The following is a 25540-nucleotide window of genomic DNA, read 5'->3' on the forward strand; positions in this document are numbered from 1 at the left end:
TTTTGTTAGTGTGGAGAGTGCAATGCATAACAATAAAATTCAAAAAGTTGTAATTGTAGGTGGCGGTACTGCTGGTTGGATCACTGCAGCTTTAATGGCAAAAACATTAAGTAAAACAGTTGATATCACACTTGTTGAATCAGATGAAATCGGCACTATAGGCGTTGGGGAAGCGACAATTCCACCTATTATTCATTTAAATAATGCCATTGGCTTAGATGAAAAAACATTTATAAAAGAAACAAAAGCGACAATTAAACTGGGTATTGAATTTGATAATTGGGGCAAGCTAGGCGATAGCTATATGCATGCATTTGGTGGTATAGGTAAAAATTTTCCTTTTTGTGATTTTCATCACTTTTGGTTAAAAGCCAAACAAAATGGAGATACATCAAGTTATTGGGATTATTCACTTAATTATCAGGCCGCTAAAAAAAATAAATTTAAAAAATTAGCAAATATAGAAGGGACAAATTTACCTGGTGTTGAATATGCCTATCATTTTGATGCAGGTTTATATGCCAAGTTATTAAGTAAATTGAGCCAAAATATGGGGGTAACCCGTATAGAAGGTATTATAAATCACGTTAATTTAAATAATGAAAATGGTTATGTACAAAGTATTGGTCTTGAAAATGGTCAAATAATAAATAGTGACTTATTTATAGATTGCACAGGTCTAAAAGCATTGTTAATTGAAGGTGCATTAAGCACAGGATTTGAAGATTATTCCCATTGGTTACCTTGTGATAGGGCTATCGCTGTGCCGTGTGAGTCAGTTGAGCCGTTAATACCTTACACCCGTTCAACTGCACATGAATCAGGTTGGCAATGGCGTATACCGTTACAACATAGAACTGGAAATGGCTTAGTGTATTCAAGTAAATATATGACAGATGAGCAAGCGAAAGATAAATTATTGTCTCAGTTAGATGGCAAACCTTTGAGCGAGCCTAAAGTGATCTCCTTTAAAACAGGTGTTCGTCGAAAACAATGGCATAAGAATGTGATTGCTATTGGATTGTCTAGTGGCTTTTTTGAACCCTTAGAATCAACTAATATTCATTTAATTCAAACCGCAGCAATTCGTTTATTAAAGTTCTTTCCTCATAATGGGATTAAATCAGCAGAAGTCATCGAGTTTAATCGCCAATCTAAGAAAGAGTCTCAAATGATGCGAGATTTTATCATTTTACATTACAAATTAAATCAAAGAGATGATAGTGACTTTTGGCGAGCATGTCAGCGAATGGAAGTACCTGAGACTCTGACAAAAAAAATGGCATTGTTTGAGCAATCAGGTAAAGTTTTTCGCGAGCAGAATGAGCTTTTTACAGAAATAGCTTGGCAACAAGTGATGATAGGCCAAAATTTAATACCGCAAGATTATCATCCTATCGCTAACTCGTTATCTGATGAGCAAATATCTGATTTGATGATAAATTTAAATATATTAATAGATCGTACCGTAGATAGCTTACCCCCACATAATGATTGTTTTAAAACTTTATAATTAGAAACTTTACGGCTTTAGCTTTAGAGGAAAATATGACTCATAGAATCAGGTTGACGGCCGATATAAATCTATACATTAAAGCTCATTCACATAGGTGAGTATTGAAATGAAAATTGATAATTATCGGCTTGATATGACAGTTGAACATTCTCGTGTTGTAAAGAACTCTCAGCAACTAGATGTTGAAAGTTCTGCTAATAATACTGATAACCAACAAGGTATTAGACCTAGCTCGCCCCTTTTATTTGAAGATAGCCAATTAACTTATACTGCTAGAGAAATGGCTGCAAATCGAAACCAGCAATTATCTTCGTCCACGATAACCAATGAAGACTCAGAGAAAATTGTACTTAGCCATGAAAGTGATATTCAAAGTTTAGTATCTGACTTTGTAGGGCAGAATGTATCTCTTACTTCATTGCGGGTAAATTCAGAGCCTTTGAGCGAAAATACAAATAACCAATCATTAAGTGTAAATCAAAATTCAGTTCAATCTTCAGAACTACAAGAGGCTGTAGCGCTTCAAATTGGTCAGTTTTCCGTTTTATCTCAATTTATTGAACATGAACAAGAAATGATGTCTTTTCAAGCGCAAGGGGAAGTTACTTTAGCTGATGGCAGAAGCATTCATTTTGATTTGGCTTTATCTATGGAGCGAGAATATTTCAAACAAGAGCAACTTAGTATTTCTAGTGCAACAAATCCTTTAGTTTATGATCCCTTAGTATTGGATTTAGCAGGCAATGGGCCTGAGTTTAGTCAGGTTAAATTTGATTTTGATATAGATAATAATGGCGAGATTGAAAACTTAGCCTTTATTGGTCCAGGCTCAGGTTTTTTAGTCTTCGATAAAAATCAAGATGGCGCTATAAATAATGGATCTGAAATGTTTGGTGGCGTGACAGGAAAAGGCTTTAAAGAGCTAGCAGTGCATGATGATGACGGTAATATGTGGATTGATGAAAATGATGCCATATTCGAAAAACTACAGATTTGGCATTTGAATGACAATGGCGAAAAACAATTAACATCTTTAAAAGATGCAGGCGTTGGAGCGATATATTTAGGCAGTGAAAATAATAATTACACTTTGAAAGATCAACATAATAACGCCCTAGGTACGATACAAAAATCAGGTGTTTACTTAAAAGAAAACGGCGAAGTATCTTCTATTAGCCAATTTGATTTGGCTCAGCAGGATGATTTGAATCTTGGTTTAAAAAGTAAGTTGGATGATGTGGCATTTGATAATCGAGTTATAAATCAAACTCAAACATTAGCGTCATTTACATCATGGTTTGAATCTGACAATGCTTTAGAAGATATAGATCAACTTATTGAAAAAATAGAAAATCAAGAATTCAGTTTAACTCAGTTTACAGATGCACAAATTCCAACGGATAAACAAGAGAGTAGCTACCCTTTATTAGACTTTCTGCAATCACAAATAAACACATCACAAAACAACTTTCAGCAATATGCAGAGCAATATGAGAATCAAGAATCAGCAATTATTATGAAATTTAGTCACCTATCTAGACTGGTTAATATGCTAAGTGCATTACAAGAGGATGAATAATTGTTAGCTTAATTTGGCAGTTATTTTCACTGAATACGTATGCAAGGCATGTTAGTCAGCAAAGGTTCAGATTAGTATTTTGATACGGGCAACTAAAGGTTTATAAAGTGACGTATCAAAAAACATTTAAACAATCAAAACTTGCACTGCTATCATGCTTAGTTATAGGTGTTAGCACATTAGCATCTTGCGAAAGCGCGCAAAAACAAGAACTCTCAGAAGAATCAATAAAAACTAAACCTGTTGTATACCAAGTGTTTACGCGTTTATTTGGTAACAAAAATACAAATAATAAGCCATGGGGTACACTCAATGAAAATGGCGTAGGTAAATTTAATGATTTTACTGACGTCGCTTTAACAGAGATAAAAGCGCTTGGTATAAGTCATGTTTGGTATACAGGTGTATTACATCATGATGTGATAACTGACTATTCTCAGTTTGGTATCAGTCAGGACGACCCTGATATTGTTAAAGGGCGAGCAGGTTCTCCTTATGCCATAAAAGATTATTACAATGTTAATCCAGATCTTGCTATCAATCCAAAAAATCGCTTAGCAGAATTTGAATCTCTTATAACACGTACACATCAACATGATATGAAGGTGATCATAGATATCGTTCCTAATCATATTGCACGAAATTATCAGTCTTTGACTAATCCAAAAGGCGTAACAGATTTTGGTGCTAATGATGATACTAGCCTCGCGTATGCAAAAAATAATAACTTTTATTATGTTGTAGGTGAAGATTTTAAAGTACCTAAATCACTTAATAGTTATCATACTTTAGGAGGCGACAAACATATTTTAGCGGATGGAGAGTTTAAAGAGTCGCCAGCCAAATGGACAGGCAATGGCAGTCGTAAAGCACAGCCTCACTTTAATGATTGGTATGAAACAGTAAAAGTAAATTATGGTGTTAAACCTGATGGATCTTATGACTTCCCAAGTCTGCCTGAAGGCTACGATAAATTAGGTTACCAAGCACATTACGATTTTTGGCAAGAAAAAGCATTACCTGATAGTTGGTATAAGTTTCGTGACATTGCACTTTACTGGATAGATAAAGGTGTTGATGGCTTTAGATATGATATGGCTGAAATGGTGCCTGTTGAGTTTTGGAGTTTTTTAAATTCATCTATCAAAGTTAAAAATCCAAACGCTTTTATTCTTGCAGAAGTTTATAACCCTAGTTTATACCGTCCATTTATCCATTTAGGAAAAATGGATTACCTGTATGATAAGGTGGACTTTTACGATACTTTAAAGCTTATTATGCAAGGCAAACAACCCGCTAATACTTTATTTAACGCATTTGAAAAATCTTCAGATATTTCAGAGCACATGCTGCACTTTTTAGAAAATCATGATGAGCAACGTATTGCCAGCCCAGGATTTGCAAGTGATGCTAATAAAGGCAAACCTGCTATGGTGGTTTCTAGCTTAATAAGTACAGCGCCGAATTTGTTATACTTTGGACAGGAAGTCGGCGAGGATGGATCTGAAGATGCGGGCTTTGGTAAACCAAGCCGTACCAGTATTTTTGATTATGTAGGCGTACCAGCACATCAAAGATGGATGAATCATGGTAAGTTTGATGGTGCTTTATTAACGGAACAAGAACACACTTTACGGGAGTTTTACAGTCGTTTATTAAACTTATCTCAGGATAGTGTATTTGCTCATGGTGAATTTTTAGCCCTTGAAATAAATAAAGATAAAACAAATTCTTCTGTATTAGCGTTTGCACGATTTGATGATAATCAGCATTATATTGTGATCAATCAATTTGATACATCTGAAGCTAAACTTGAGGTATCTATCGTTAAAAATTTAATTAAAAAATGGCAACTGAACGATGGGAAATATGTGTTAGTTGATGCGTTATCAGGTGCGACCAATGAGCTGATAGTGAAAGGTGGTCAAGGGGTGATCAAATTGAAAATACCATCACTAGGGTCATTAGTTTATAAAGTGAGGAAAAATAATGAACAATAAACCTAAGTTAAGCTTTTGGCAGATTTGGAATGTGAGTTTTGGCTTTTTAGGGGTGCAATTTGGCTTTGCATTACAAAATGCCAATGTCAGTCGAATTTTATCAGATTTAGGGGCAGATTTACATTCGCTATCCTTGTTTTGGTTAGTTGCGCCTATTATGGGGTTATTAATTCAACCTTTGGTTGGTTCTGCATCAGATCGTACTTGGAATCGTTTTGGTCGACGTAATCCCTATATACTAATAGGTGCAATATCAGCCACTGTTGGCATGTTATTAATGCCGAATGCACCGTTATTTGTCGCATTTATTACCCCTATGTTATTTGGTGCCATGATGTTAGCCGTTATGGATGCATCATTTAATATCGCATTTCAGCCATTTCGCGCCTTAGTATCAGATATGGTGCCAGATCAGCAAATGAATCAAGGGTATTCTATTCAAGCTTTTCTAATTAATATCGGTGCTGTTGTTGGTTCAATTTTACCTTTTGTATTAACAAATGTTGTAGGCTTGGAAAACACCTCTAAAGCAGGCAGCATTGCGCCATCAGTAGTATGGGCATTTTATATTGGTGCAACAGTGTTATTAGGTACTGTTTTATGGACTGTTTTTAGAACAAAAGAATATGCACCAAAAGAATATTATGCTTTTAAAGGCATGGACAGTGACGAAATAGCAAAAGAGCAGGCACAAGATAAAAGCCTGCTTGAAAAGCTAAAAGGCTTTTTGGGTTTAATGAAATCTATGCCAGTTGTTATGAAGCGCTTAGCTTTAGTGCAGTTTTTCTCATGGTTTGCGTTGTTCATAATGTGGGTCTATACCATGCCAGCTATTGCGCAGCATGTTTGGGGCATAGACGTAAAATGGTTTGATCCAACATATATTCAGTCTGTTGGCGGTGTGCCAGAGCATATTGCACAAGCAAAAGGTGCCGCAGGTGATTGGGTCGGTATCTTATTCGCTGCATATTCTTTATTTGCTGCTTTCTTCTCTATCTTTTTAGCTAAATTGGCGAATACTTTTGGCCGTAAATTGGTGTATTCACTTTCATTATTAGCGGGTGGCTTAGGTTATTTAAGCTTTATGCTGATTTCAAACAGTGAGCCTACCTTAGTGAATTTATTTATCACTGAAATTACAGTACCTAAAGGGGCTGTGACACTCTTTATTCCAATGATAGGAGTTGGTATTGCTTGGGCGGCAATTTTAGCCTTGCCATATGCTATTTTAGCGGGTTCATTACCAATCCATAAAACGGGTGTTTACATGGGTATATTTAACTTTACGATTGCTGCACCACAAATCATATCGGGTATTTTTGCTGGTTGGATATTGAGTAGTGTTTTTGATAATCAGGCGATTAATATTATGATGCTGGCTGGTGGCTCTATGGTATTAGGTGCCGTTTCAGTATTGTTTATTAAAGAAACCGCTTCTGAAGCTGTTGAAGTCAAAAAGGTTGAAATAGCTTAGGTTATTATAAATTTCATTAATATTTACAAAAGAAAGCTCGCTATTTTATTGCGCCAATATTAGGGTAAGCAAAACAATAAAATAGTGAGCTTTTATTTTGCTATCAGCACAACATTTACAATCTAGTTTTTGGCGCATTTGGGCCCTGATCAAATTTGAATTAATACGTTTATTTTTTACCAAACGCGGCATGTTAGCGGTGCTCGCTTTTGCAACCGCTTGGTTTATCATTTTGTATTATCCAGTTAACTCAGCTGTTAGCATCGTTTCTTCAGAAAACTTTAAAGATATGGCCAAACAAATGTTTGGTGTATTAGGTTTGTCTGAATTACTTGATTGGCCTGTTTCTGAATTGTCTCTTTATTGGTTAATTGCCATTTATTCGTTTCCGATATTTTCTGTCATTGCTTCAAGCGATCAAACCTGTGCAGATCGCACTCGGGGCACACTGAGGTTTATCTCTTTGCGGGCGAGTCGTAATGAGATATTATTTGGTCGATTTTTAGGGCAAGTAATGATTATATCAGCACTAATTTTACTGACTTTAATCGCCACAACTATAATGGCAATTTGGCGTGATTCAAGCTTATTTATGCCTGCTGTAACAAAATCACTTTACTTGTTTAAAGAACTATTTATTGCTGTCTTACCTTTTATTGCTTTAATGGCATTTTTTAATAGTTTTGTTAAATCTTCAAAACTAGCAGCAGTGATGACATTGTTATTTTTTGGTTTGGGCTCAATATTTGTGGGTATTTTAGAATATAAAATTCCTATGGCATCTCACCTTAATTATGTGTTTCCAGGTATGCAATTAGGTGACGTGGTTGGTCAACAAGGGTTAGGTTTGAGTCATTATATCATTCCTCTAGTTCAAACATCGGCATATTTAGCGTTAGCCAGTATCTTTATGAAAAGGAGTGCACTATGAGTTATTCACAAAATCAGCCTTTAATTAAAGTCTCTAATATCAATAAAATGTTTGGAGCGAAACAAGCACTTAATAATGTTTCATTCGAAATTAATAAAGGAGAGCCAGTTGCGCTTGTTGGTCCAAATGGTGCGGGTAAAACCACTTTATTTAGTATTTTATGTGGCTATATTCAGCAAACCTCTGGTGATGTGTCAATTATGGGCAACAAACCAGGTAGCGCAGCCACTTTTGGTAATTTAGCCGCTTTGCCACAAGATGCACAATTAGATCCTCGATTTTCAATTGCTCATCAACTTAAGTTTTATGGTCAGTTACAAGGTTTTAATACTAAAAAAAGTAAATATGAAGCTGAACGTACCCTAGATTTAGTTGGCTTAAAAGAGGTTTTAAATGAAAAGCCTGAGGCGTTATCTCATGGTATGCGCAAGCGTGTAACAATAGCCCAAGCTTTAATTGGTGAGCCTAAAATAGTCATGCTAGATGAAGCAACAGCAGGTTTAGACCCATTACATGCCAGAGAAATTAGAGAGCTTGTGGCTAACTTATCGGGTGAAACGACCTTTATATTAAGTTCTCATGATCTAAGTGAATTAGAGCGATTATGCGAACAAGTATTATATTTAGAAAATGGTGTTTTAAAAGAGCATCAAACTTTAACCAATGAAGCCGATTTATCTTATATTACTTTAAGAATGGCAAATACAATTCCTGAATTTGAGCAAAAATTAAAAGCTATCTCACAAGTTACACAAGTAACAAATACCCAAGATAAAGAATATTTAATCAGTATCGAACCAGACGATAATACTTTGCCAATTGATATTCAAATTTTACAATTATGTCATGATAATAATTGGCAATACAAACAAATGATTAATGGAAAAACACTTGAGAATCAACTTTTTAATTGATTATAACAATGCATTTATTGTCATTACTTCGTAATGTGGGTGAATTTTACTATATTATCAAAACAGTAAAAATGTAATACAAATAAGTAATTGGAAACAAGCCGAATTTAAGCTGTTTCTTCTTAATTTATAAATAATGATAAAAGGAAGTTTAAATGGGTCTTTTAAGTGGTTTATTGGGCAATGCCAGTGAAGTCGATAGTGATGATTTAGACAAAGTACTAGGTGATTGTTTAATAGATGGCGAAGCAATACAAAAAGCATATAAAGTAATCAGAGATATGTTTGTATTTACGAATAAACGTTTAATTCTAATTGACAAGCAAGGCGTAACAGGCTCTAAAGTGGAGTTATTGTCAATTCCTTATTCTAAAGTCACCAAATTTAGCAAAGAAAGTGCAGGGCACTTTGATTTAGATGCAGAATTAAAAATCTGGATTGGTTCAGAGCTTGAACCTTTAACCAAAGAGTTTAAAGCAGGCGATAATATTAATGATGTTTATAAAATATTAAGTCAGTTTGTTTTATAAAATACACATACTAAATTTTATAGGGAAGCCAAATAATTTAACTTCCCTATAAATATTCATTATTAGCATGTGGAAATATTTACTACATTATATTACATATTCAAACACTTAATAACTTACCCTTAAATATAATCTCAGCTATTATTCATTCCAACTTCAGGATGTACCTAAATAAAGGTGCACGTACAATTAGGAATGTAAAAATGAAATTGAAACAATTAGCAATCATCATCCCAAGCCTTTTATTATCTGCTTCATCTGTTATGGCACAGGAATATCAATCTTTTTCTTCAATCGGATATACCAATTATGACTCTAAACGTTCTTATGATAGTACAGGTGTTGATACAAGATACTTTTTCGAAAAACAACAAACATTAGGACCATTAGATCAATTTAAATATATTAATACATCAACTAATGTATTTGGAAATTACTTACATACAGATAATTCTGACAACTTTGCAACCGGCGGTAGTTTATTTAAAGATAACTTTGTAATTGGCGGTTCATACTCATATTCAGATTATAACTCAGGTAGCTCAGATCACTATAGTGCGAGACTGGGTTATTTAATCTCAGATGATTTTATCGTAAATGTATATGCAGATAAATCAGAAGGTGTTGATACTGATTACAGTTTGTCAGCTTCATATAATCATCAATTAGCTGGTAAAGATTACATTGGTTTTACTTATAGCTCGGACGATGACTTTGATCATCAAACACTATCATCTAAATATTTTAGAGCCTTAGATGGCGGTCAGTATTTAGTGGCAGGTCTGAGTTATCAGCATAATGATGACTACGACAACGATTTATCGGGTAATGTCGCTTTTTACTTTAATGATAAAACGTCAATCTCGGCGAGCTACGATGACGATGATGATTATCATATCGGTGCTAAGCATTTCTTTAACCAAAATTATGCTTTAAGTGTGGGTTATCAATCAAATGCGTCAGACGATGCTTGGTCAGATAATGATATATATTCAGTTAATTTTTCTGCGCAGTTTTAATTCGTAGATTTAAAATACAAAATTAAACCCTTGAGAATTATTCTCAGGGTTTTTGTTATTAAGAAAATTTGATGTCATTAATCATAAACATTTATATTTCATTAAGTTATACTTTTGATGTACCTAAATAATAATTAATCATATTGGGAAAGTTAACATTGAAAGTAAAATCAGTTTTATTCATTACTACTATATCCTCATCAATACCAAGCATAGTTTCAGCACAGGAATACCAAACGTTTTTAGATGTAAGCGCTAATAGAACTCAAATGAAAGGGGAATATATAGTTAATGAATCTGATATAGAAACTATTAAAAAATATGATTTTTATCAAAACTCTTACGCTATTTCTGGCTCTTATTTTTTTGATAAAAAAGAAATTACAGGGCCTTTAAATGAGTTTGAATATATTAACAAAATATCCCATATATTATCCAGCTATAGTTTCACTGATAATCATGATCATTATTCTGTAGGAGGGAATTACTTCGTTAATAATTTTATTGTCGGTGGCTTATACGCTTATTCACTAGATGATCTCGGTTATAAAGAGGTTAGCTCAGATTTTTATTCTTTGAATTTAGGGTATTTATTATCAGATAACTTTGTGATTAATATCAGTGGAAGCAAAAATGAAGATCAAGATATTGAATTCAACTTTTCTTCGTCTTATAACCATTACATAAATTCAGATGATTACATTGGTTTTTCATATACAGAAGATCCTAAAGAAAAACGAAAAAACGTATCTTCAAAATATTTTAAAAAATTAACTGCTGGTCAATATTTAACTGTAGGCATATATTATCACAATAATGATAATATAGAGAATAGAATAGGTGGGAGTGCTAGTTATTACTTTGACAAATTTACTTCTTTGTCTGTGACTTATAATGATGACAAAGCATATAGTGTTGGATCTCGGTATTATTTTAATGATAACTATTCAGTCCAAGCCAGGTATAGTTCAAACATAGATTCTAATGACTATAACCAGTTAAATATTGATTTATCAGCACAGTTTTAGTTTGTAAAAAAAACCAGTCAATTGACTGGTTTTTAATTTAAGAATTTAATAAATTGCTATTTAGAAAGTGTATTTCACACCTAATCTAATTTCCCAAACAGAAGGTTTAAATTGTACACTTGTGCCTGCTGGTTTATTGAACTCAGTAAAGTGGTATTGACCGTCTACAACTTCAGCTGTTACCGCTGCTTGCAAGCTATCACCATTTTTAAGCACACCCCAATCAGAATTTAATAGATTGCCAACATTCTTAACGACAAAGTATGCAGATCCTTTATGGCCATCAGTATAGCCTGCAAATTCTTGCTCAACTTTTAAGTCAAAGGTTACCCACCAATCACCGTCGATTTCATTGCGTCCAGCTATTTCACCACGTTTTAAGCCTTCGCTATCTATCCAATTATTGAAGTCTTCTATGATTTGTGCATTTTCATTAGCATCGTTACTGAAGTTATAAACAACTTTAGAGTCACCTTCAGTTGGTACATACAGTAATTGACGGTCATTATCGTTAAAGCCTAGACCATCTGTATCTCTTGAAAAAGTATACGAATATGGGTTAGTCTGGCTAGCTTGCCCAAATAAGTTAAAACGTGTTTTATATCCAGCCATAAATTCATGACTATACCCTAGGCTAAGCGTAAATCTATGGGGGATTTCATAATTTGACGTGCTTTGTTCTGGGTCTTGAGGGTCCCAAACAGCAATATTATGATAGTTAGAGAATGCAACTGAGCTAGTCATTGGATGAATTTCTTTTGCTTCAGTAAAAGCATAAGACGCAGCTACATCAATCCCATTATCAAACGATTTATTTACTGCAAATGATAAAACATGTGAAAACGCGTCATCACCTTTCACATTCGTTAATAAAAAGTCAGATTTGTACTTGTGGTTAACACTATCATAAACAGGACGGCCATCTGGTGCTAAACCAACTTGCTCATCAGCTAGGTTATAAACAACAGCTGAATCTTGCTTATCAGTAAATAGGTAATCAACACTTAATACGTAATCAGATTCTGTAATATAAGTAGCACCTAATGATACTTTCCATTCTGATGGAATTTCAAAATCAGGATCTGTTACATTAGTACTGTCATCAGCACTACCTGAGCCAACCTCATTATATAAATCTAATGGGATATCATAACCTGGGCGGCCTGTGCCGTTAAATGCAACTGCATCAGGACCAAGAATTTGCATGTTCTTTTGATTTACTTGAATGTTACGAATACCATCATTTGAATAGCTATTAGAAATCCAAACATTTGGATTACCACCAGAGTATAAACCGATACCACCTCGAATTTCTAATTGGTCATCATAACGCCAATTTAAACCCAGTCTTGGTTGTAATAAACTCACGCCATCTAAGTTTTGTTGGTTTGAATAACCATAACGTGCTTCAAACGCATCATTTTGGTTAGGCACGTCATCACTCGTATACCAGTCATAACGTAAACCCATAGTAATCGTCATGTCGTAGTCAATTAAATCAAACTTATCCTGTGCGTAAAGTGTATTTAAAGCGTATTTAAACTCACCTGCGGCATCTTCAGGGTTATGAGAGCTCGCATTGCCATAATAAACGCGGGCAATACCATTTTCAAAATCTTCAATTGAGCCAAAGCGATATTCACCTTCATTATGTTGTACAAACATATTAAATACATCAAGTTCTTCCATCTCATAGCCAAATGAAAGTTCATGATCTCCCATGTAGTAATTACCAGAGAGTTTTAATGATAAATTATCGTATTTTAGTTTGTTTGCTTGGCGAGAGTCATCAGGTCCTAAATACACATCTCCATTTCCTGTTTTTACTCTAAATTCGCCAAAACCAGAATTGCCATCAAGGGAAATCTGACGATTATCTAATTTTGAATAACCTACTCTGACTTCAGTAGAAAAATCATCTGTCCAGTTTGAGTAGATAGATGTCACATAAGACTGTAGTTCAGCACCACGTTCATAGAAATGATTAGATAAAGATAGGCGGCTTGAGCTAGCATCAGATTGGCTTAAAGTGAAACCATCATTGTAGTTATAAACGAAGCTAGCACGATGATCATCATTGATATTCCAATCGAGTTTAATTAATAATTTTTCATCATCAACTGGCATACTAGGTACTAATGAACCGGGATCATAATCGTAATTAGTTTTTGCTATATCAATAATACGGTCAACAGTGGCTTGATCAATATCATTATCACCAGTACCAAAAGCGTTATATTCAAATACCTGCGCACCATCTAATTTTTCATACGAGGTGAATAAAAACAAAGTATCTTTTATCAGTGGTAAACCTACGTTAAAACCGTAGCGTTTTTCATCATAACTGCCAATATCTTTAGATACACCATCAGCTTTATCGCCAGATAATGAATCGCTAGTATAATCAATAAATACCCCGCCACGAATGTCATTAGTACCAGATTTTGACACTGCATTGATATTACATGAAGTAAAACCCCCATATTGCACATCAAATGGAGCTAACTCTACAGCAACTTGCTCAATTGAATCAAAAGAAAAAGGCATACGTTCAGTAGGGTAACCATTACTATTTAGACCAAAATTATCGTTCATTCGAACGCCATCTAGCGTGAGACTATTAAATCTTGGGTTACCACCGGCACATTGAATCGCACCGCTACTTGACTCGTCAATGTAGATACGCGGATCAGTTCTTACAATATCTTTGATGTCACGATTAATGGCAGGGCGGTTTTCTATGTCACTTAAAGTAAAATGCGTTGCAGGTCCAGTGCCGCCAGATTGCATTGATAACGGACGACCTGTTACTTCAATCTGCTCCATATTTGTTTTTGAATTGAGTTGTACAGAAATAGGGTAGGTTTTACCTAAAGTTAAAAAGATGTTGTCTACTACTGTGTCTTCAAATTGCTCTGATTCAACTTCAATTTTATATGGTCCACCAACACGAAGGCCTTTAGTACTAAAACCGCCAGATTCACCAATAAGGGTTGTTTTAGTAGATCCTGATGGAATATGGATAATGGTAATTTTAGTACCCGTTGCAGGATTTCCATTAGGGCCAACGATTGAGCCCTTTAACGCTGAAGCAGTATCGTTAGCAAAGGCATTCACTGAGCCTAAACTTGCTGCGATAGCCAAAGGTAGAAATTTTTTACGCAATTGCATTTTCATTTTGTTAGTTTCCCGTAATAACTAAATGTTGTTGATTTCTTTTATTCGATTTAGCTTGTCAAACTTTTATGACAGTTTTAAGAATAATAGTCGCAAATTGTATAAGTTGTTTAAATTTAAGCGTGTTTTTGTAATTTAATTTATTTAAATCACAAGTTTCAGATTGCAAATGCATAGAAGCTTTTAATTTATACGTCTATATAGCAAAGAGTTATTCTTGATATCGAATATATTGTTACACAGTGTGATCATATGTAACTGGTTGGGAGGGTATTTTATAGAATATTTGTTCTATTTAATAGATATAATTGTTAACAGGTTAAAATTAGGGAGTTTTTAGGGGAGAACAGGTGCTAAACTATACAAAATGTCAGGCTTTTCAGCCTAACATTTGATTTTACTTATTGTTTACCAACCACATTGACGGCCTTTATTTTGCTCATCTAAGTATGTTTTAAGCGGTGCAAAATACTCTAAAATTGCAGTTGCATCCATTTCAGGTTTGCCTGTTACAACTTCTAACGCTTCTTGCCACGTTTTGCTTGAGCCCATTTCTAACATGGTATTTAAACGTTCACCAGCTTCTTTAGAGTTATATACAGAACATCTATGTATCGCTTCTTTATTACCCGCAATCTCACATAAAGATTTATGGAATTGAAATTGTAATATATGAGCTAAAAAGTAACGTGTGTAAGGTGTATTACCTGGTACATGGTATTTAGCGCCTGGATCAAAGTCGTTTTCAGTACGTTCAATTGGTGCCATCACACCTTGGTATTTTTGACGTAAATCCCACCATGCTTTATTGTAATTCTCTGGTGTTACTTCACCAGAGAATACTTGCCAACGCCATTGATCAACCATTAAACCAAATGGAATAAATGCAATTTTATCCATTGCCATTTTCATTAATAAACCAAGATCTTTAGATTCATCAGGTACTTTATCTAATAAACCAATCTCTTTTAAGTAACCAGGCGTTACAGATAATGCAATTGTATCGCCAATTGCTTCGTGAAAGCCATCATTGGCACTTTCTTGATAATAAAGAGGTTGTGTATTATAAGCGCGTTGGTAGAAGTTATGACCTAGCTCGTGATGAATCACCGAAAACTCTTCACCAGTGCGTTGAATACACATTTTAATACGTAAATCGTCTTTTGAATCGATATTCCAAGCCGATGCGTGACATTGTACGTCTCTGTCTTTAGGTTTAGTGAATAAAGAGCGCTCGTAGAAAGTTTCTGGTAATGGATCAAAACCCATAGACGTAAAGAACTTCTCTGCACCACGAACCATTTGAATTTCATCGTAGTTATGTTTCGCTAATAATTCTGTTACATCATAACCTGGATCTGCATTTTCAGGTGCAACTAATTCATAGATGTTGCCCCATGTTTGCGCCCACATATTACCTAATAAATGTGCAGGAATAGGCTGGTCTTGTGGTACTTTATCTGTGCCGTATTTATCGCCTAATTTAGCACGAACATGACAATGTAGTGAGTCATATAATGGCTTTACTTGACCCCAAACGCGATCTAATTCTTTAGCAAAATCATCTGCAGGCATATCATATTTACTACGCCACATCGCGCCAGTATCTGCATAACCAAACTCTTTAGCTCCTTCATTTGTCAGTGCGACTTGTTGCTCGTATAAAGGGCGCATAGGTTTAGCTATTTGTCGCCAACCTTGCCATAAATCTAATAATTCGTCGTAATCACGACTACTGGCCATTTTAGCTGTCATATCACCTAAGCTTAGGCATTGCTCACCTTCTTTACAGTATTTTCCTTTTCCATAAAGACCACCTAACTTAGCCACAAGTTGTGACAGTTGCGCTGTTTTATCTGCATCTTGTGGCGCAGGCAATGTCAGTGCAAGTTTTAATTTATCTAATTTACGACGGCTATCAGCATCTAATGTCACTTTATTAAATTTAGTTGCTTCATTTGCTAATCGGACAACTGTTTCAGTCATTTTACGGTTTACTTCAGCTGAAAGCTGAGAGGTATCTTCTGTTATAAAGTTTGCATAAATCCATTCAGCACGGCTGGCTTCAAGATATAAAGCAACTAACTCTGTTTCAGTTGATTCAAGGAATTGTTTTGCATCAGCTGCAGTGACTTGTTGAACAATACTTGCTGCAGGTTTTATTTTTTCTTCGTTGTTACATGCAGTTAGCATTAAAGCACCTGCAACAACTAAAGCAGTTATGCTTGGCTTAAATATTTTTGTTTTCATTATTAACCCTAGTTATGTGTGTTTTTACCCACGCTTATCATAACAGTGAGAAAAGGCTTGGTAAAATCTCTTTCGTTTTTAATAAAAGGTAATTTAAATAAAATGATAGCTTTGAACTAATAAATAAATCATAAAGTTATAAATTCTTGCTAAACTTAAACAATGATTTTTTAAAGACACTGTTTTCAAAAGGAAATTATAAATGTCCATTTTGTTATTATTAATAGTTACTGTCACTATTATTTTTTTGGTCAAAGATATAAGAATAAGCTTGATCACACGACCTGCATTTAAAATGTTTAAAAAGGTGTTACCGCCTCTATCTCAAACTGAACGTGAAGCAATGGAAGCAGGCGACATTTGGTGGGATGGTGAGTTATTTAAAGGTTCGCCAGATTGGAGTGTATTACATTCCTACCCTAAACCTGCTTTATCTGATAAAGAAAATGCGTTTTTGAATAACCAAGTAAATACTTTGTGTAATATGTTAGATGATTACAAAATTGTACATGAAGATAAAGATTTGCCTGAAGATGTGTGGCAATACTTAAAAGATGAAGGTTTTTTCTCTTTAATTATTCCTGAGTCATTCGGCGGTCGAGACTTTTCTGCCATTGCTAATTCTACAATTGTATCGCGTATTGCAACACGTAGTTTAAGTGCAGCAGTGACTGTGATGGTACCTAATAGTTTAGGTCCGGGTGAGCTGTTAATGCATTATGGAACACAAGAACAAAAGGATTTTTGGCTTCCCAAATTAGCAAATGGCACAGAAGTACCTTGTTTTGCACTGACAGGGCCAGAAGCAGGCTCTGATGCTGGCAGTATTCCTGATACAGGTGTTGTATGTGAAGATGAATTTGAAGGAAAAACAGTCGTAGGTATTCGCCTAAATTGGTCAAAGCGATATATTACTTTAGCACCAGTCGCCAGTGTTTTAGGATTAGCATTTAAAATGTTTGATCCTGATGGTTTATTAGGAGACAAAAAAGAAATTGGTATTACATGTGCTTTAATTCCAACTGATCATGAAGGCGTTGAAACAGGGGAGCGTCATAACCCTATGGCAATGGCATTTATGAATGGTACTACATACGGCAAAGATGTATTTATACCCGTAGATTGGATTATAGGTGGCCCCGAATTCCGCGGTAAAGGCTGGCGCATGTTAGTTGAATGTTTAAGTGCAGGCCGTGGTATTTCCCTTCCGGCATTGGCAACAGCGGCAGGCCACGGGTGCTCTAAAATGACAGGGGCATATGCTTATGTGCGTAAACAGTTTGGTTTATCAATTGGCCAATTTGAAGGGGTACAACAATCTTTAGCACGTATAGGTGGGTTTACTTATAGTTTAGAAGCGATGCGTACTATGACCGCAGGGGCACTAGATTTAAAAGTAAGCCCTTCAGTAGTAACAGCGATTGCTAAATATCATATGACAGAAATGAGCCGTACTGTTATCAATGATGCATTAGATATACATGGGGGTAAAGGAATACAGTTAGGGCCCAATAACTATTTAGGTCATGCTTATATGGGCATGCCAATATCGATTACAGTTGAAGGTGCTAATATATTAACCCGAAATTTAATGATTTTTGGGCAAGGTGCGACACGTTGCCATCCCTATGTTTTAAAAGAAATGGCTGCAGCGGCTGAGCCCGATTTTGATAAAGGATTACAAGATTTTGATGATTTGCTGATCAAACATATTTTATTTGCGATGACTAATGCGGGTGCCGCTTTAGGGCATGGTCTAACACGCGCGATATTCAGTAAATCTCCCGTTAGTGGCACAACAGCTAAATATTACAAACAACTTACACGCATGAGTCGTTCTTTGGCTATCTGTTCAGATGTTGCCATGCTTACTTTAGGCGGCGATCTTAAACGTAAAGAAATGATTTCAGCTAGGCTTGGAGATGTGTTAAGTCAATTATATATATCCTCATCAGTCCTAAAAAGGTTTGAAGATGAAGGAAGACAACAGTCAGATTTGCCTTTTGTTTGTTATTCTTTAGATCACAGCCTATATCAAATGGGCCAAGCTTTTGAAGGGCTGTTTGATAATTTCCCTTCAAGACCTTTTGCTTTGATTTTAAGACGATTAGTTTTTCCGTTAGGCAATCATTATAAACAAGTGCCAGACGAAGTATCTAAATCTGTGTGTGCTCATATGCTACAACCAGGTGTGATGCGAAATCGTTTATCTCACTTATGTCATGAAGGTGATTCGGGTGGAACGCATATCATGGAGTCAGCATTTATTGAGATGCATAAATGCGAAGGTTTATTTATCAAGCTACATTTAGCCAAAAAAGATGGCAGCTTAAGCTCTGAATTATCATTGGAAGAAGCGATTAAGGAAGGTCAGAAAGCTAAGTTATTTACACAAGAACAAGCTAATGACATGAATAAAGCGAATGCATTAAGATTGGCTGCAATTTCAGTTGATAACTTTAAAAAGAATGAGTTATAAAATAAAAAAGCAGTATGATCCTTTCATACTGCTTTTATAACTTTCTTTAGTAACTACCTTGCGTAAGGGTCATCTACAATTTTTTCAATAAACCACTTACCTTTTTTATTGATTAGTTTAACACTTCGCATATCGTCTACTTTTTTGCCTAGATGAGTACCAGAAAAAATTAGCGTTATTGTAGCTTTATCACCATAACGTTTTCTTATACTTTTACTTGTTCTATCTATTTCAATGTTCACAGTATCAAATTGCATATTTATCAAGTTTCTTGCAAACTGTCTGGTACTACCATAAGACTTAATGATCCTTGCTAGTTTAGGCGTTGCCATAGACATGGTTTTTTTCAAATCTTTTTCTTCATAAATCGCATAGAAAAAAACAGTTGCCGCATATTCTGGAGAGTCATTATCACCAGACACTTCAGGACCATCATCTGAACAGGCAGTTAAAAACGTCAGAATGAAAAATGTAAAAACAATACGTAAAGGGTACATGAATAGAACCTTGCGAAAATTTGCAGTTATTTATATTTATGTATTTTAGTTTAATGCTAAATAAAGAGTTGTAAAGTGATGATGTGAATCGAAAAGGTATTTATAAGGAGAGATAAAAAAACCAGCTAAAATAATTAAGCTGGTTTTAATGGATATGAAATCTAAAAAATTTAGATTATTGTACTAATTCATCATCGCTGAATTTATCTGCAAATAATGGGCTTGATAAGTAACGCTCTGCAGAACTTGGTAAGATAACAACAATATTTTTATCTGCATTTTCAGGTTTTTCTGCAATGCGAGAAGCGGCAACAACTGCAGCACCAGATGAAATGCCTGCTAAAATACCTTCTTCTTTCATAAGTCTATGAGACATTTCAATTGCTTCTTCGTTTGTTACAAGCGCAACTTCATCAATCATTTCTAAATCTAAGTTACCAGGAATGAAACCTGCACCGATCCCTTGAATTTTATGAGGACCAGGTGTTAAATCTTCCCCCGCAAGTTTTTGTTTAATTACAGGAGAGTCAGCTGGCTCTACTGCAACAGATTTCATATCAAGCTTTTTCTCTACTTTAAGGTAACGGCTAACACCTGTGATAGTACCACCAGTACCAACACCAGCTACAAAATAGTCTACTTTACCGTCAGTCGCATCAAAGATTTCAGGACCCGTAGTTTCAAAGTGAATTTTAGGATTTGCTGGATTTTCAAACTGTTGTAAAAGAATGAATTTATCAGGGGCGCTTTGTTGAATTTCTTGCGCTTTTTCAATTGCGCCTTTCATGCCTTTTGCGCCTTCAGTTAGAACAACATTAGCACCTAATGCTTTTAATAGTTTACGACGTTCTAAACTCATTGTATTAGGCATGGTAAGTGTTAACTTATAACCGCGAGAAGCTGCAACAAATGCTAACGCGATACCCGTATTACCAGATGTTGGTTCAATCAGTTCTTTATCAGTTGTTAATTCACCTGACTTTTCAGCTTCCCAAATCATAGATGCGCCAATACGACATTTGACGCTGAAACTTGGATTACGAGCTTCTACTTTAGCAAATACATTGCCTGTTGTTACGCGGTTTAATTTCACTAATGGTGTATTGCCAATGCTTAGTGAGTTATCTTCAAAAATGTTAGACATGGTATTCCTTTAATCAATAAAAGTAGGAAGTTAATGTTTTAACGATACAAGGTATTAGCTAAAACAAAAGTAAAGTTTGGCTATAAGATATATCAAAACAATAAATTAAAGTGCATTTTTTGTGATGAATGCCATAAGAATTATAAAAAATCAGACATATCTTTGTTTACACAAGGCCTAGTATTGATTATTCTCGCATAGTTATATCGTATGATTAATATTTTATCCTATAAGGAAAAACCTTTGATAAACGTGCTGTTAGTTGATGATCATGAACTTGTTAGAACGGGGATCAAGCGTATTCTTGATGATGTTCGCGGTTTTAAAGTTGTTGGTGAAGCTAAAACAGGTGAAGAAGCAGTTCAATTTTGCCGTCAAAACCATCCCGATATCGTATTGATGGATATGAATATGCCAGGTATAGGTGGATTAGAGGCAACTAAAAAAATATGTCGTTTTTGCCCCGATGTTAAAGTAATCGTATTAACGGTACATTGTGAAGACCCATTCCCAAGCAAAGTGATGCAAATGGGTGCCCATGGTTATTTAACCAAGAGTGCAGGCTCTAACGAGATGGTTCATGCGATAAAAGCAGTGAAATCAGGTCAAAGGTATATCGCACCTGAAATAGCACAACAAATTGCTTTAGCGCAATTTAGTGGTCGAACTGATGAAAACCCTTTTAAAAGTTTATCGGATCGTGAATTACAAATCATGTTGATGATCACTAAAGGTGAAAAAGTACAAAATATAGCAGAGCAATTAAATTTAACGTCAAAAACGGTTAATAGTTATCGCTATCGCATGTTTGAAAAATTAAATATAGGTGGAGATGTTGAATTAACACATTTAGCAATTCGCCATAAAATGATTGATATTGATTCTGAAGGTTTTTAATTAGTTTTAACCTGAAGTTAAAATAGTTTGAGTATATTAATGCAGTCATTTGATCCAAAAACGTTTTTAAAGTCTTTATCAGAAGAACCTGGTGTCTACAGGATGTTAGATAAAGAACAGCAAGTTATCTATGTTGGTAAAGCAAAAAATTTAAGAAATCGTGTTACGAGTTACTTTCGGGAGAATATTCCTGAAAGTAAAACTAGGGCTCTGGTTAAAAATATTTGTGCAATCGAAGTCACACTGACCAATACAGAAACTGAAGCGCTTTTATTAGAAAATAATCTAATAAAACAGTACCAACCTAGGTACAATATATTACTAAGAGATGATAAATCTTATCCTTATATACTATTAACTGATCATACCCATCCAAGGTTAACATTTCATCGCGGCGCGCAAAAAATCAAAGGCGAGTATTTTGGACCATATCCAAGTTCTGGTGCTGTTTCTCAAAGTTTGCGCTTGATGCAGAAAATTTTCCCCGTTCGTCAGTGTGAAGATGCTTATTATCGCGCGCGAAGTCGACCTTGTTTACAATACCAACTAAAAAGATGCTCTGCGCCTTGCGTGAACGAAATAAATGCAAGTGATTATAAAGAGCAAGTAGACTTTGTTCGTTTATTTTTAAGCGGTAAATCCTCTCAAGTTATTTCTGAGCTAGTGAATAAAATGGAAGCGGCAAGTATTGCGCTTAACTTTGAAAAAGCAGCAACTTTTAGAGATCAAATACTTGTATTAACAAAAATGCAAGAACAGCAATCAGTTTCTGGTACACATGCAGAATTAGATGTTATCGGCTTTGAATCAAAAAATGGTTTAACAGCGATTCATATTTTGATTATTCGGGATCATAAAATTTTAGGGAGTAAAACTTTTTATCCTAAGATACCGAAAGATTCAATGGATGCTGAAGTTTTATCGTCTTTTCTTTCCCAATATTACTTATCAGTGAAGAATGGCTCACGGATCCCAAAAGAGGTGATTTTACCTTTTATTTATCCTGAGCAAGCAGAATTAGAAATAGCATTAACACAAGTGAGTGAAAGAAAGATAAAGCTACAGACTGTCGCCAGAGGGGAGAAATATAAATATCTGCAACTTGCTAATAAAAACGCTTTAAATAGCATAGTAATAAAACAAAGTGCACAAGATTCAATAACTAAAAGATATGATTTATTAAAAGAAACATTACAGTTAGATAATATTAATCGCATGGAGTGTTTTGATATTAGCCATACAATGGGAGAAAATACGGTGGCTTCATGTGTTGTATTTGATTCTAATGGGCCAAATAAAAAAGAATATAGACGTTTTAATGTAGTAGGGATCACAGGCGGTGATGATTATGCCGCTATGGCCTTTGCATTAAAAAAACGATATAGCAAAATGATCGATGAATCTAAAGTACCTGATGTAATATTTATAGATGGTGGTAAAGGGCAGTTATCTCAAGCGGAAACGTTTTTTAAAGATTGGCATCTGGAAAAGTTACCTTTATTAATAGGGGTAGCAAAAGGAATAAGCAGAAAGCCGGGTTTAGAGACCTTATTAATGGATGCTGGTAGAAAAACTATAAATTTAGACTCACATTCTCCTGCACTGCATTTAATTCAACATATTCGAGATGAATCTCATCGATTTGCGATTGCTGGACATAGAAATAAAAGACAAAAACAACGTAACCAGTCTGTATTAGAAGAAATATCAGGTGTAGGACTAAAAAGAAGACAAGCAGTATTAAAGTATTTGGGCGGAATTCAAGGTGTATTAGCTGCAAATATCGAACAGCTAAATAAGGTACCAGGGATCAGCCCTACAATAGCAGAAAAAATTTATAATCACCTACATGATAAATAGATTAAGCAGCAATATGGGATAGGAGATTTTAATAAAAAAAGAGAATAAGTGAGCTATAAGCTTATTAGCTGATTTGACTTTACGTTACCAATAAACAAAGAGTTCAATTTAATTTTAATCATTTGCATGGTAAAAGATTATGCTTCATGCGAATATACAAAAAAAAAGTAAACACAAGTAGTTATGTGGAATATACCTAATATTATAACAGCCTTCAGAATTTTCCTTATCCCAATCTTTTTGGTGATATTTTATTTACCTTATTCATGGGCCTTTTTTGGCGCTGCATTTGTTTTTTGGTTAGCTGCCGTAACTGATGTGTTAGATGGATATCTCGCTCGTAAACTCAAGCAATCAACTCCATTTGGTGCTTTTTTAGATCCTGTTGCTGATAAAGTAATGGTTTCAGTCGCATTAATCGTATTAGTTGAACATTACCAAAGTATTTATATCACCATACCTGCAGTTTTAATAATAAGTAGAGAAGTTATTATTTCAGCTTTGAGAGAGTGGATGGCAGAACAAGGCAAAAGAGGCTCTGTTGCTGTATCACAATTGGGTAAAATAAAAACTGCTGCACAAATGTTATCCATAATGGGTCTTACTTGGCAGTTCGATACTTGGATGACTTATTTAAGTTATGCCTGTTTATACTTAGCAACGGTCCTTACTTTGTGGTCTATGGTGCAATATTTACAAGCAGCATGGTCTGATTTGAGCAAAAAAGCTGGTTAAGTGTGCATTTTTACAACGCTTTAGCTGAAAAATGAGCAAACAGTTTAAAAGTGTCATTTTAGTGTTGACGCGTAATATAATCTCTGTAGAATGCGTTCGTGTTGAGAGGGGGGTAACTCCTAAACATCAAAAAAAAGCGGCTTAAGTTCAGCTGCTAAAGAGTTAACTCTTGAAATATGTTCTTATGTGGTGCGGTACTAGCTCAGCTGGTAGAGCGCGACCTTGCCAAGGTCGAGGTCACGAGTTCGAGCCTCGTGTACCGCTCCAAATATTAATTGTTCCTCAATGAACATTTAATATTCCACACGCTTTCATTAATAATGATAGCAACTCGATGCCCGAGTGGTGGAATTGGTAGACACAAGGGATTTAAAATCCCTCGCTCTTAGAGTGTGCCGGTTCAAGTCCGGCCTCGGGCACCATTTTAAATAATGGCTTATTTAAAAGTGGAAAACAGAATAGTTAAACTGTAAATATACTAAATGTGATGCGGTACTAGCTCAGCTGGTAGAGCGCGACCTTGCCAAGGTCGAGGTCACGAGTTCGAGCCTCGTGTACCGCTCCAAATATTAATTGTTGCTCAATGATAAATTAATATTCCACATGCTTATCATTAATAATGATAGCAACTCGATGCCCGAGTGGTGGAATTGGTAGACACAAGGGATTTAAAATCCCTCGCTCTTAGAGTGTGCCGGTTCAAGTCCGGCCTCGGGCACCATTTTAAATAATGGCTTATTTAAAAGTGGAAAACGTTTTTAGAAAAACGGTAAATTTCTAAATGTGATGCGGTACTAGCTCAGCTGGTAGAGCGCGACCTTGCCAAGGTCGAGGTCACGAGTTCGAGCCTCGTGTACCGCTCCAACTTGTTGCTAAAAAGTTAAAACTTAGCATGCAATGATTTAATCGTTATGGCGGAATGGCAGAGTGGCCATGCAGCGGATTGCAAATCCGTCCACCTCGGTTCGACTCCGGGTTCCGCCTCCATTTATATTTATAAATGATTTGTAGTTTCCACACGCATTCATCTATTTGATTGCAGCTCGATGCCCGAGTGGTGGAATTGGTAGACACAAGGGATTTAAAATCCCTCGCTCTTAGAGTGTGCCGGTTCAAGTCCGGCCTCGGGCACCATTTTAAATAATGGCTTATTTAAAACTTGAAAACAGAATAGTTAAACTGTAAATATACTAAATGTAATGCGGTTTTAGTTAAGCTGCTAAAGCGTTAGTTGCGACAAAGTCGCGCAAGCTCTTAAAATATGTTCTAAATGTGATGCGGTACTAGCTCAGCTGGTAGAGCGCGACCTTGCCAAGGTCGAGGTCACGAGTTCGAGCCTCGTGTACCGCTCCAAAAATTCTTACTATCGAATTAAAACTTAGTATTTATGGCAAAAAATGGCGGAATGGCAGAGTGGCTATGCAGCGGATTGCAAATCCGTCCACCTCGGTTCGACTCCGGGTTCCGCCTCCATTTTTATTGCTCACCAATGCAAGCTATAAATAATCCA

At 35.4% G+C, this 25540-nt stretch carries 17 protein-coding genes and 9 tRNA genes; 22 read left to right on the forward strand and 4 right to left on the reverse strand.

Annotated elements, in window-relative coordinates; translation table 11 throughout:
* Nucleotides 1-22 precede the first annotated feature (22 nt).
* The 9 genes from PSA_RS09970 (at nt 23) to PSA_RS10010 (ending at nt 10991) form a co-directional block, all read left to right on the forward strand.
* Complete coding sequence (locus tag PSA_RS09970; RefSeq protein ID WP_042145001.1) at nt 23-1513, forward strand: tryptophan halogenase family protein; 1491 nt, start codon at nt 23-25, stop codon at nt 1511-1513.
* A 109-nt stretch (nt 1514-1622) separates the two neighbouring features.
* Nucleotides 1623-3095 carry a hypothetical protein gene (locus PSA_RS09975; RefSeq protein WP_052379955.1) on the forward strand — a complete coding sequence of 491 codons (1473 nt, stop codon included), beginning with the start codon at nt 1623-1625 and terminating at the stop codon, nt 3093-3095.
* A gap of 107 nt (nt 3096-3202) precedes the next feature.
* Nucleotides 3203-5095 carry an alpha-amylase family glycosyl hydrolase gene (locus tag PSA_RS09980; RefSeq protein ID WP_127924103.1) on the forward strand — a complete coding sequence of 631 codons (1893 nt, stop codon included), beginning with the start codon at nt 3203-3205 and terminating at the stop codon, nt 5093-5095.
* Entirely contained in the window at nt 5085-6569 is a 1485-nt protein-coding gene (locus tag PSA_RS09985; protein ID WP_042145003.1) for an MFS transporter, read from the forward strand. Before PSA_RS09980 ends, PSA_RS09985 begins: the two co-directional genes overlap by 11 nt.
* 97 nt (nt 6570-6666) lie before the next feature.
* Nucleotides 6667-7500 carry an ABC transporter permease subunit gene (locus PSA_RS09990; RefSeq protein WP_042145005.1) on the forward strand — a complete coding sequence of 278 codons (834 nt, stop codon included), beginning with the start codon at nt 6667-6669 and terminating at the stop codon, nt 7498-7500.
* A complete protein-coding gene (locus PSA_RS09995) occupies nt 7497-8414 on the forward strand; it encodes an ABC transporter ATP-binding protein (RefSeq protein WP_042145007.1) in 918 nt (305 codons plus the stop codon). The genes PSA_RS09990 and PSA_RS09995 overlap by 4 nt, the downstream gene beginning before the upstream one ends.
* A 155-nt stretch (nt 8415-8569) precedes the next feature.
* Nucleotides 8570-8944 (forward strand): PH domain-containing protein, encoded by a 375-nt coding sequence (locus PSA_RS10000; protein ID WP_042145009.1) that lies wholly within the window; start codon nt 8570-8572, stop codon nt 8942-8944.
* A 203-nt stretch (nt 8945-9147) separates the two neighbouring features.
* Nucleotides 9148-9963, forward strand: a complete 816-nt coding sequence (locus tag PSA_RS10005) for a putative porin (protein WP_052379956.1) — start codon at nt 9148-9150, stop codon at nt 9961-9963.
* 158 nt (nt 9964-10121) lie between these two features.
* Nucleotides 10122-10991 carry a putative porin gene (locus PSA_RS10010; protein ID WP_042145011.1) on the forward strand — a complete coding sequence of 290 codons (870 nt, stop codon included), beginning with the start codon at nt 10122-10124 and terminating at the stop codon, nt 10989-10991.
* 60 nt (nt 10992-11051) lie between these two features.
* Here the strand turns inward: PSA_RS10010 and PSA_RS10015 are convergent, their stop codons facing one another.
* Both PSA_RS10015 and PSA_RS10020 read right to left on the reverse strand, forming a co-directional pair.
* Nucleotides 11052-14168 (reverse strand): TonB-dependent receptor, encoded by a 3117-nt coding sequence (locus PSA_RS10015; RefSeq protein WP_042145014.1) that lies wholly within the window; start codon nt 14166-14168, stop codon nt 11052-11054.
* 408 nt (nt 14169-14576) lie between these two features.
* Nucleotides 14577-16418 carry a M2 family metallopeptidase gene (locus PSA_RS10020; protein ID WP_042145016.1) on the reverse strand — a complete coding sequence of 614 codons (1842 nt, stop codon included), beginning with the start codon at nt 16416-16418 and terminating at the stop codon, nt 14577-14579.
* Between the two features lie 202 nt (nt 16419-16620).
* On the opposite strand from PSA_RS10020, the gene PSA_RS10025 reads away from it, so the two are divergent.
* Nucleotides 16621-18897, forward strand: a complete 2277-nt coding sequence (locus PSA_RS10025) for an acyl-CoA dehydrogenase (protein ID WP_042145018.1) — start codon at nt 16621-16623, stop codon at nt 18895-18897.
* A 53-nt stretch (nt 18898-18950) separates the two neighbouring features.
* On the opposite strand, the gene PSA_RS10030 is transcribed toward PSA_RS10025, so the two are convergent.
* Together PSA_RS10030 and cysK are read right to left on the reverse strand one after the other, a co-directional pair.
* Nucleotides 18951-19394: a hypothetical protein gene (locus PSA_RS10030; RefSeq protein WP_042145020.1), complete on the reverse strand. Its 444-nt coding sequence runs from the start codon at nt 19392-19394 to the stop codon at nt 18951-18953.
* A gap of 175 nt (nt 19395-19569) precedes the next feature.
* Complete coding sequence (gene cysK, locus PSA_RS10035; protein ID WP_042145023.1) at nt 19570-20538, reverse strand: cysteine synthase A; 969 nt, start codon at nt 20536-20538, stop codon at nt 19570-19572.
* A gap of 243 nt (nt 20539-20781) precedes the next feature.
* Here cysK and uvrY point away from each other — a divergent pair, with 243 nt between their 5' ends.
* The 12 genes from uvrY (at nt 20782) to PSA_RS10095 (ending at nt 25503) form a co-directional block, all read left to right on the forward strand.
* The gene (uvrY, locus tag PSA_RS10040) at nt 20782-21435 is read left to right on the forward strand and encodes a UvrY/SirA/GacA family response regulator transcription factor (RefSeq protein WP_042145024.1); all 654 of its coding nucleotides are present in this window, start codon (nt 20782-20784) and stop codon (nt 21433-21435) included.
* 39 nt (nt 21436-21474) lie between these two features.
* Nucleotides 21475-23295: an excinuclease ABC subunit UvrC gene (gene uvrC / locus PSA_RS10045; RefSeq protein ID WP_042145027.1), complete on the forward strand. Its 1821-nt coding sequence runs from the start codon at nt 21475-21477 to the stop codon at nt 23293-23295.
* A gap of 183 nt (nt 23296-23478) precedes the next feature.
* On the forward strand, nt 23479-24030 hold the full coding sequence (pgsA, locus tag PSA_RS10050) for a CDP-diacylglycerol--glycerol-3-phosphate 3-phosphatidyltransferase (RefSeq protein ID WP_042145029.1): 552 nt from the start codon (nt 23479-23481) through the stop codon (nt 24028-24030).
* Between the two features lie 191 nt (nt 24031-24221).
* Nucleotides 24222-24297, forward strand: a tRNA-Gly gene (locus PSA_RS10055).
* Between the two features lie 69 nt (nt 24298-24366).
* Nucleotides 24367-24452, forward strand: a tRNA-Leu gene (locus tag PSA_RS10060).
* A gap of 67 nt (nt 24453-24519) precedes the next feature.
* Nucleotides 24520-24595, forward strand: a tRNA-Gly gene (locus tag PSA_RS10065).
* Between the two features lie 70 nt (nt 24596-24665).
* Nucleotides 24666-24751, forward strand: a tRNA-Leu gene (locus PSA_RS10070).
* Between the two features lie 67 nt (nt 24752-24818).
* A tRNA-Gly gene (locus tag PSA_RS10075) sits at nt 24819-24894 on the forward strand.
* 49 nt (nt 24895-24943) lie between these two features.
* A tRNA-Cys gene (locus tag PSA_RS10080) sits at nt 24944-25017 on the forward strand.
* Nucleotides 25018-25078: 61 nt separating this feature from the next.
* Nucleotides 25079-25164: transfer RNA gene (locus PSA_RS10085), tRNA-Leu, on the forward strand.
* A gap of 143 nt (nt 25165-25307) precedes the next feature.
* Nucleotides 25308-25383 (forward strand) — tRNA-Gly (locus PSA_RS10090).
* A 46-nt stretch (nt 25384-25429) separates the two neighbouring features.
* A tRNA-Cys gene (locus PSA_RS10095) sits at nt 25430-25503 on the forward strand.
* Nucleotides 25504-25540 lie beyond the last annotated feature (37 nt).

The sequence above is a fragment of the Pseudoalteromonas sp. '520P1 No. 423' genome (genome assembly GCF_001269985.1).
In the GTDB taxonomy this organism is placed as follows: domain Bacteria; phylum Pseudomonadota; class Gammaproteobacteria; order Enterobacterales; family Alteromonadaceae; genus Pseudoalteromonas.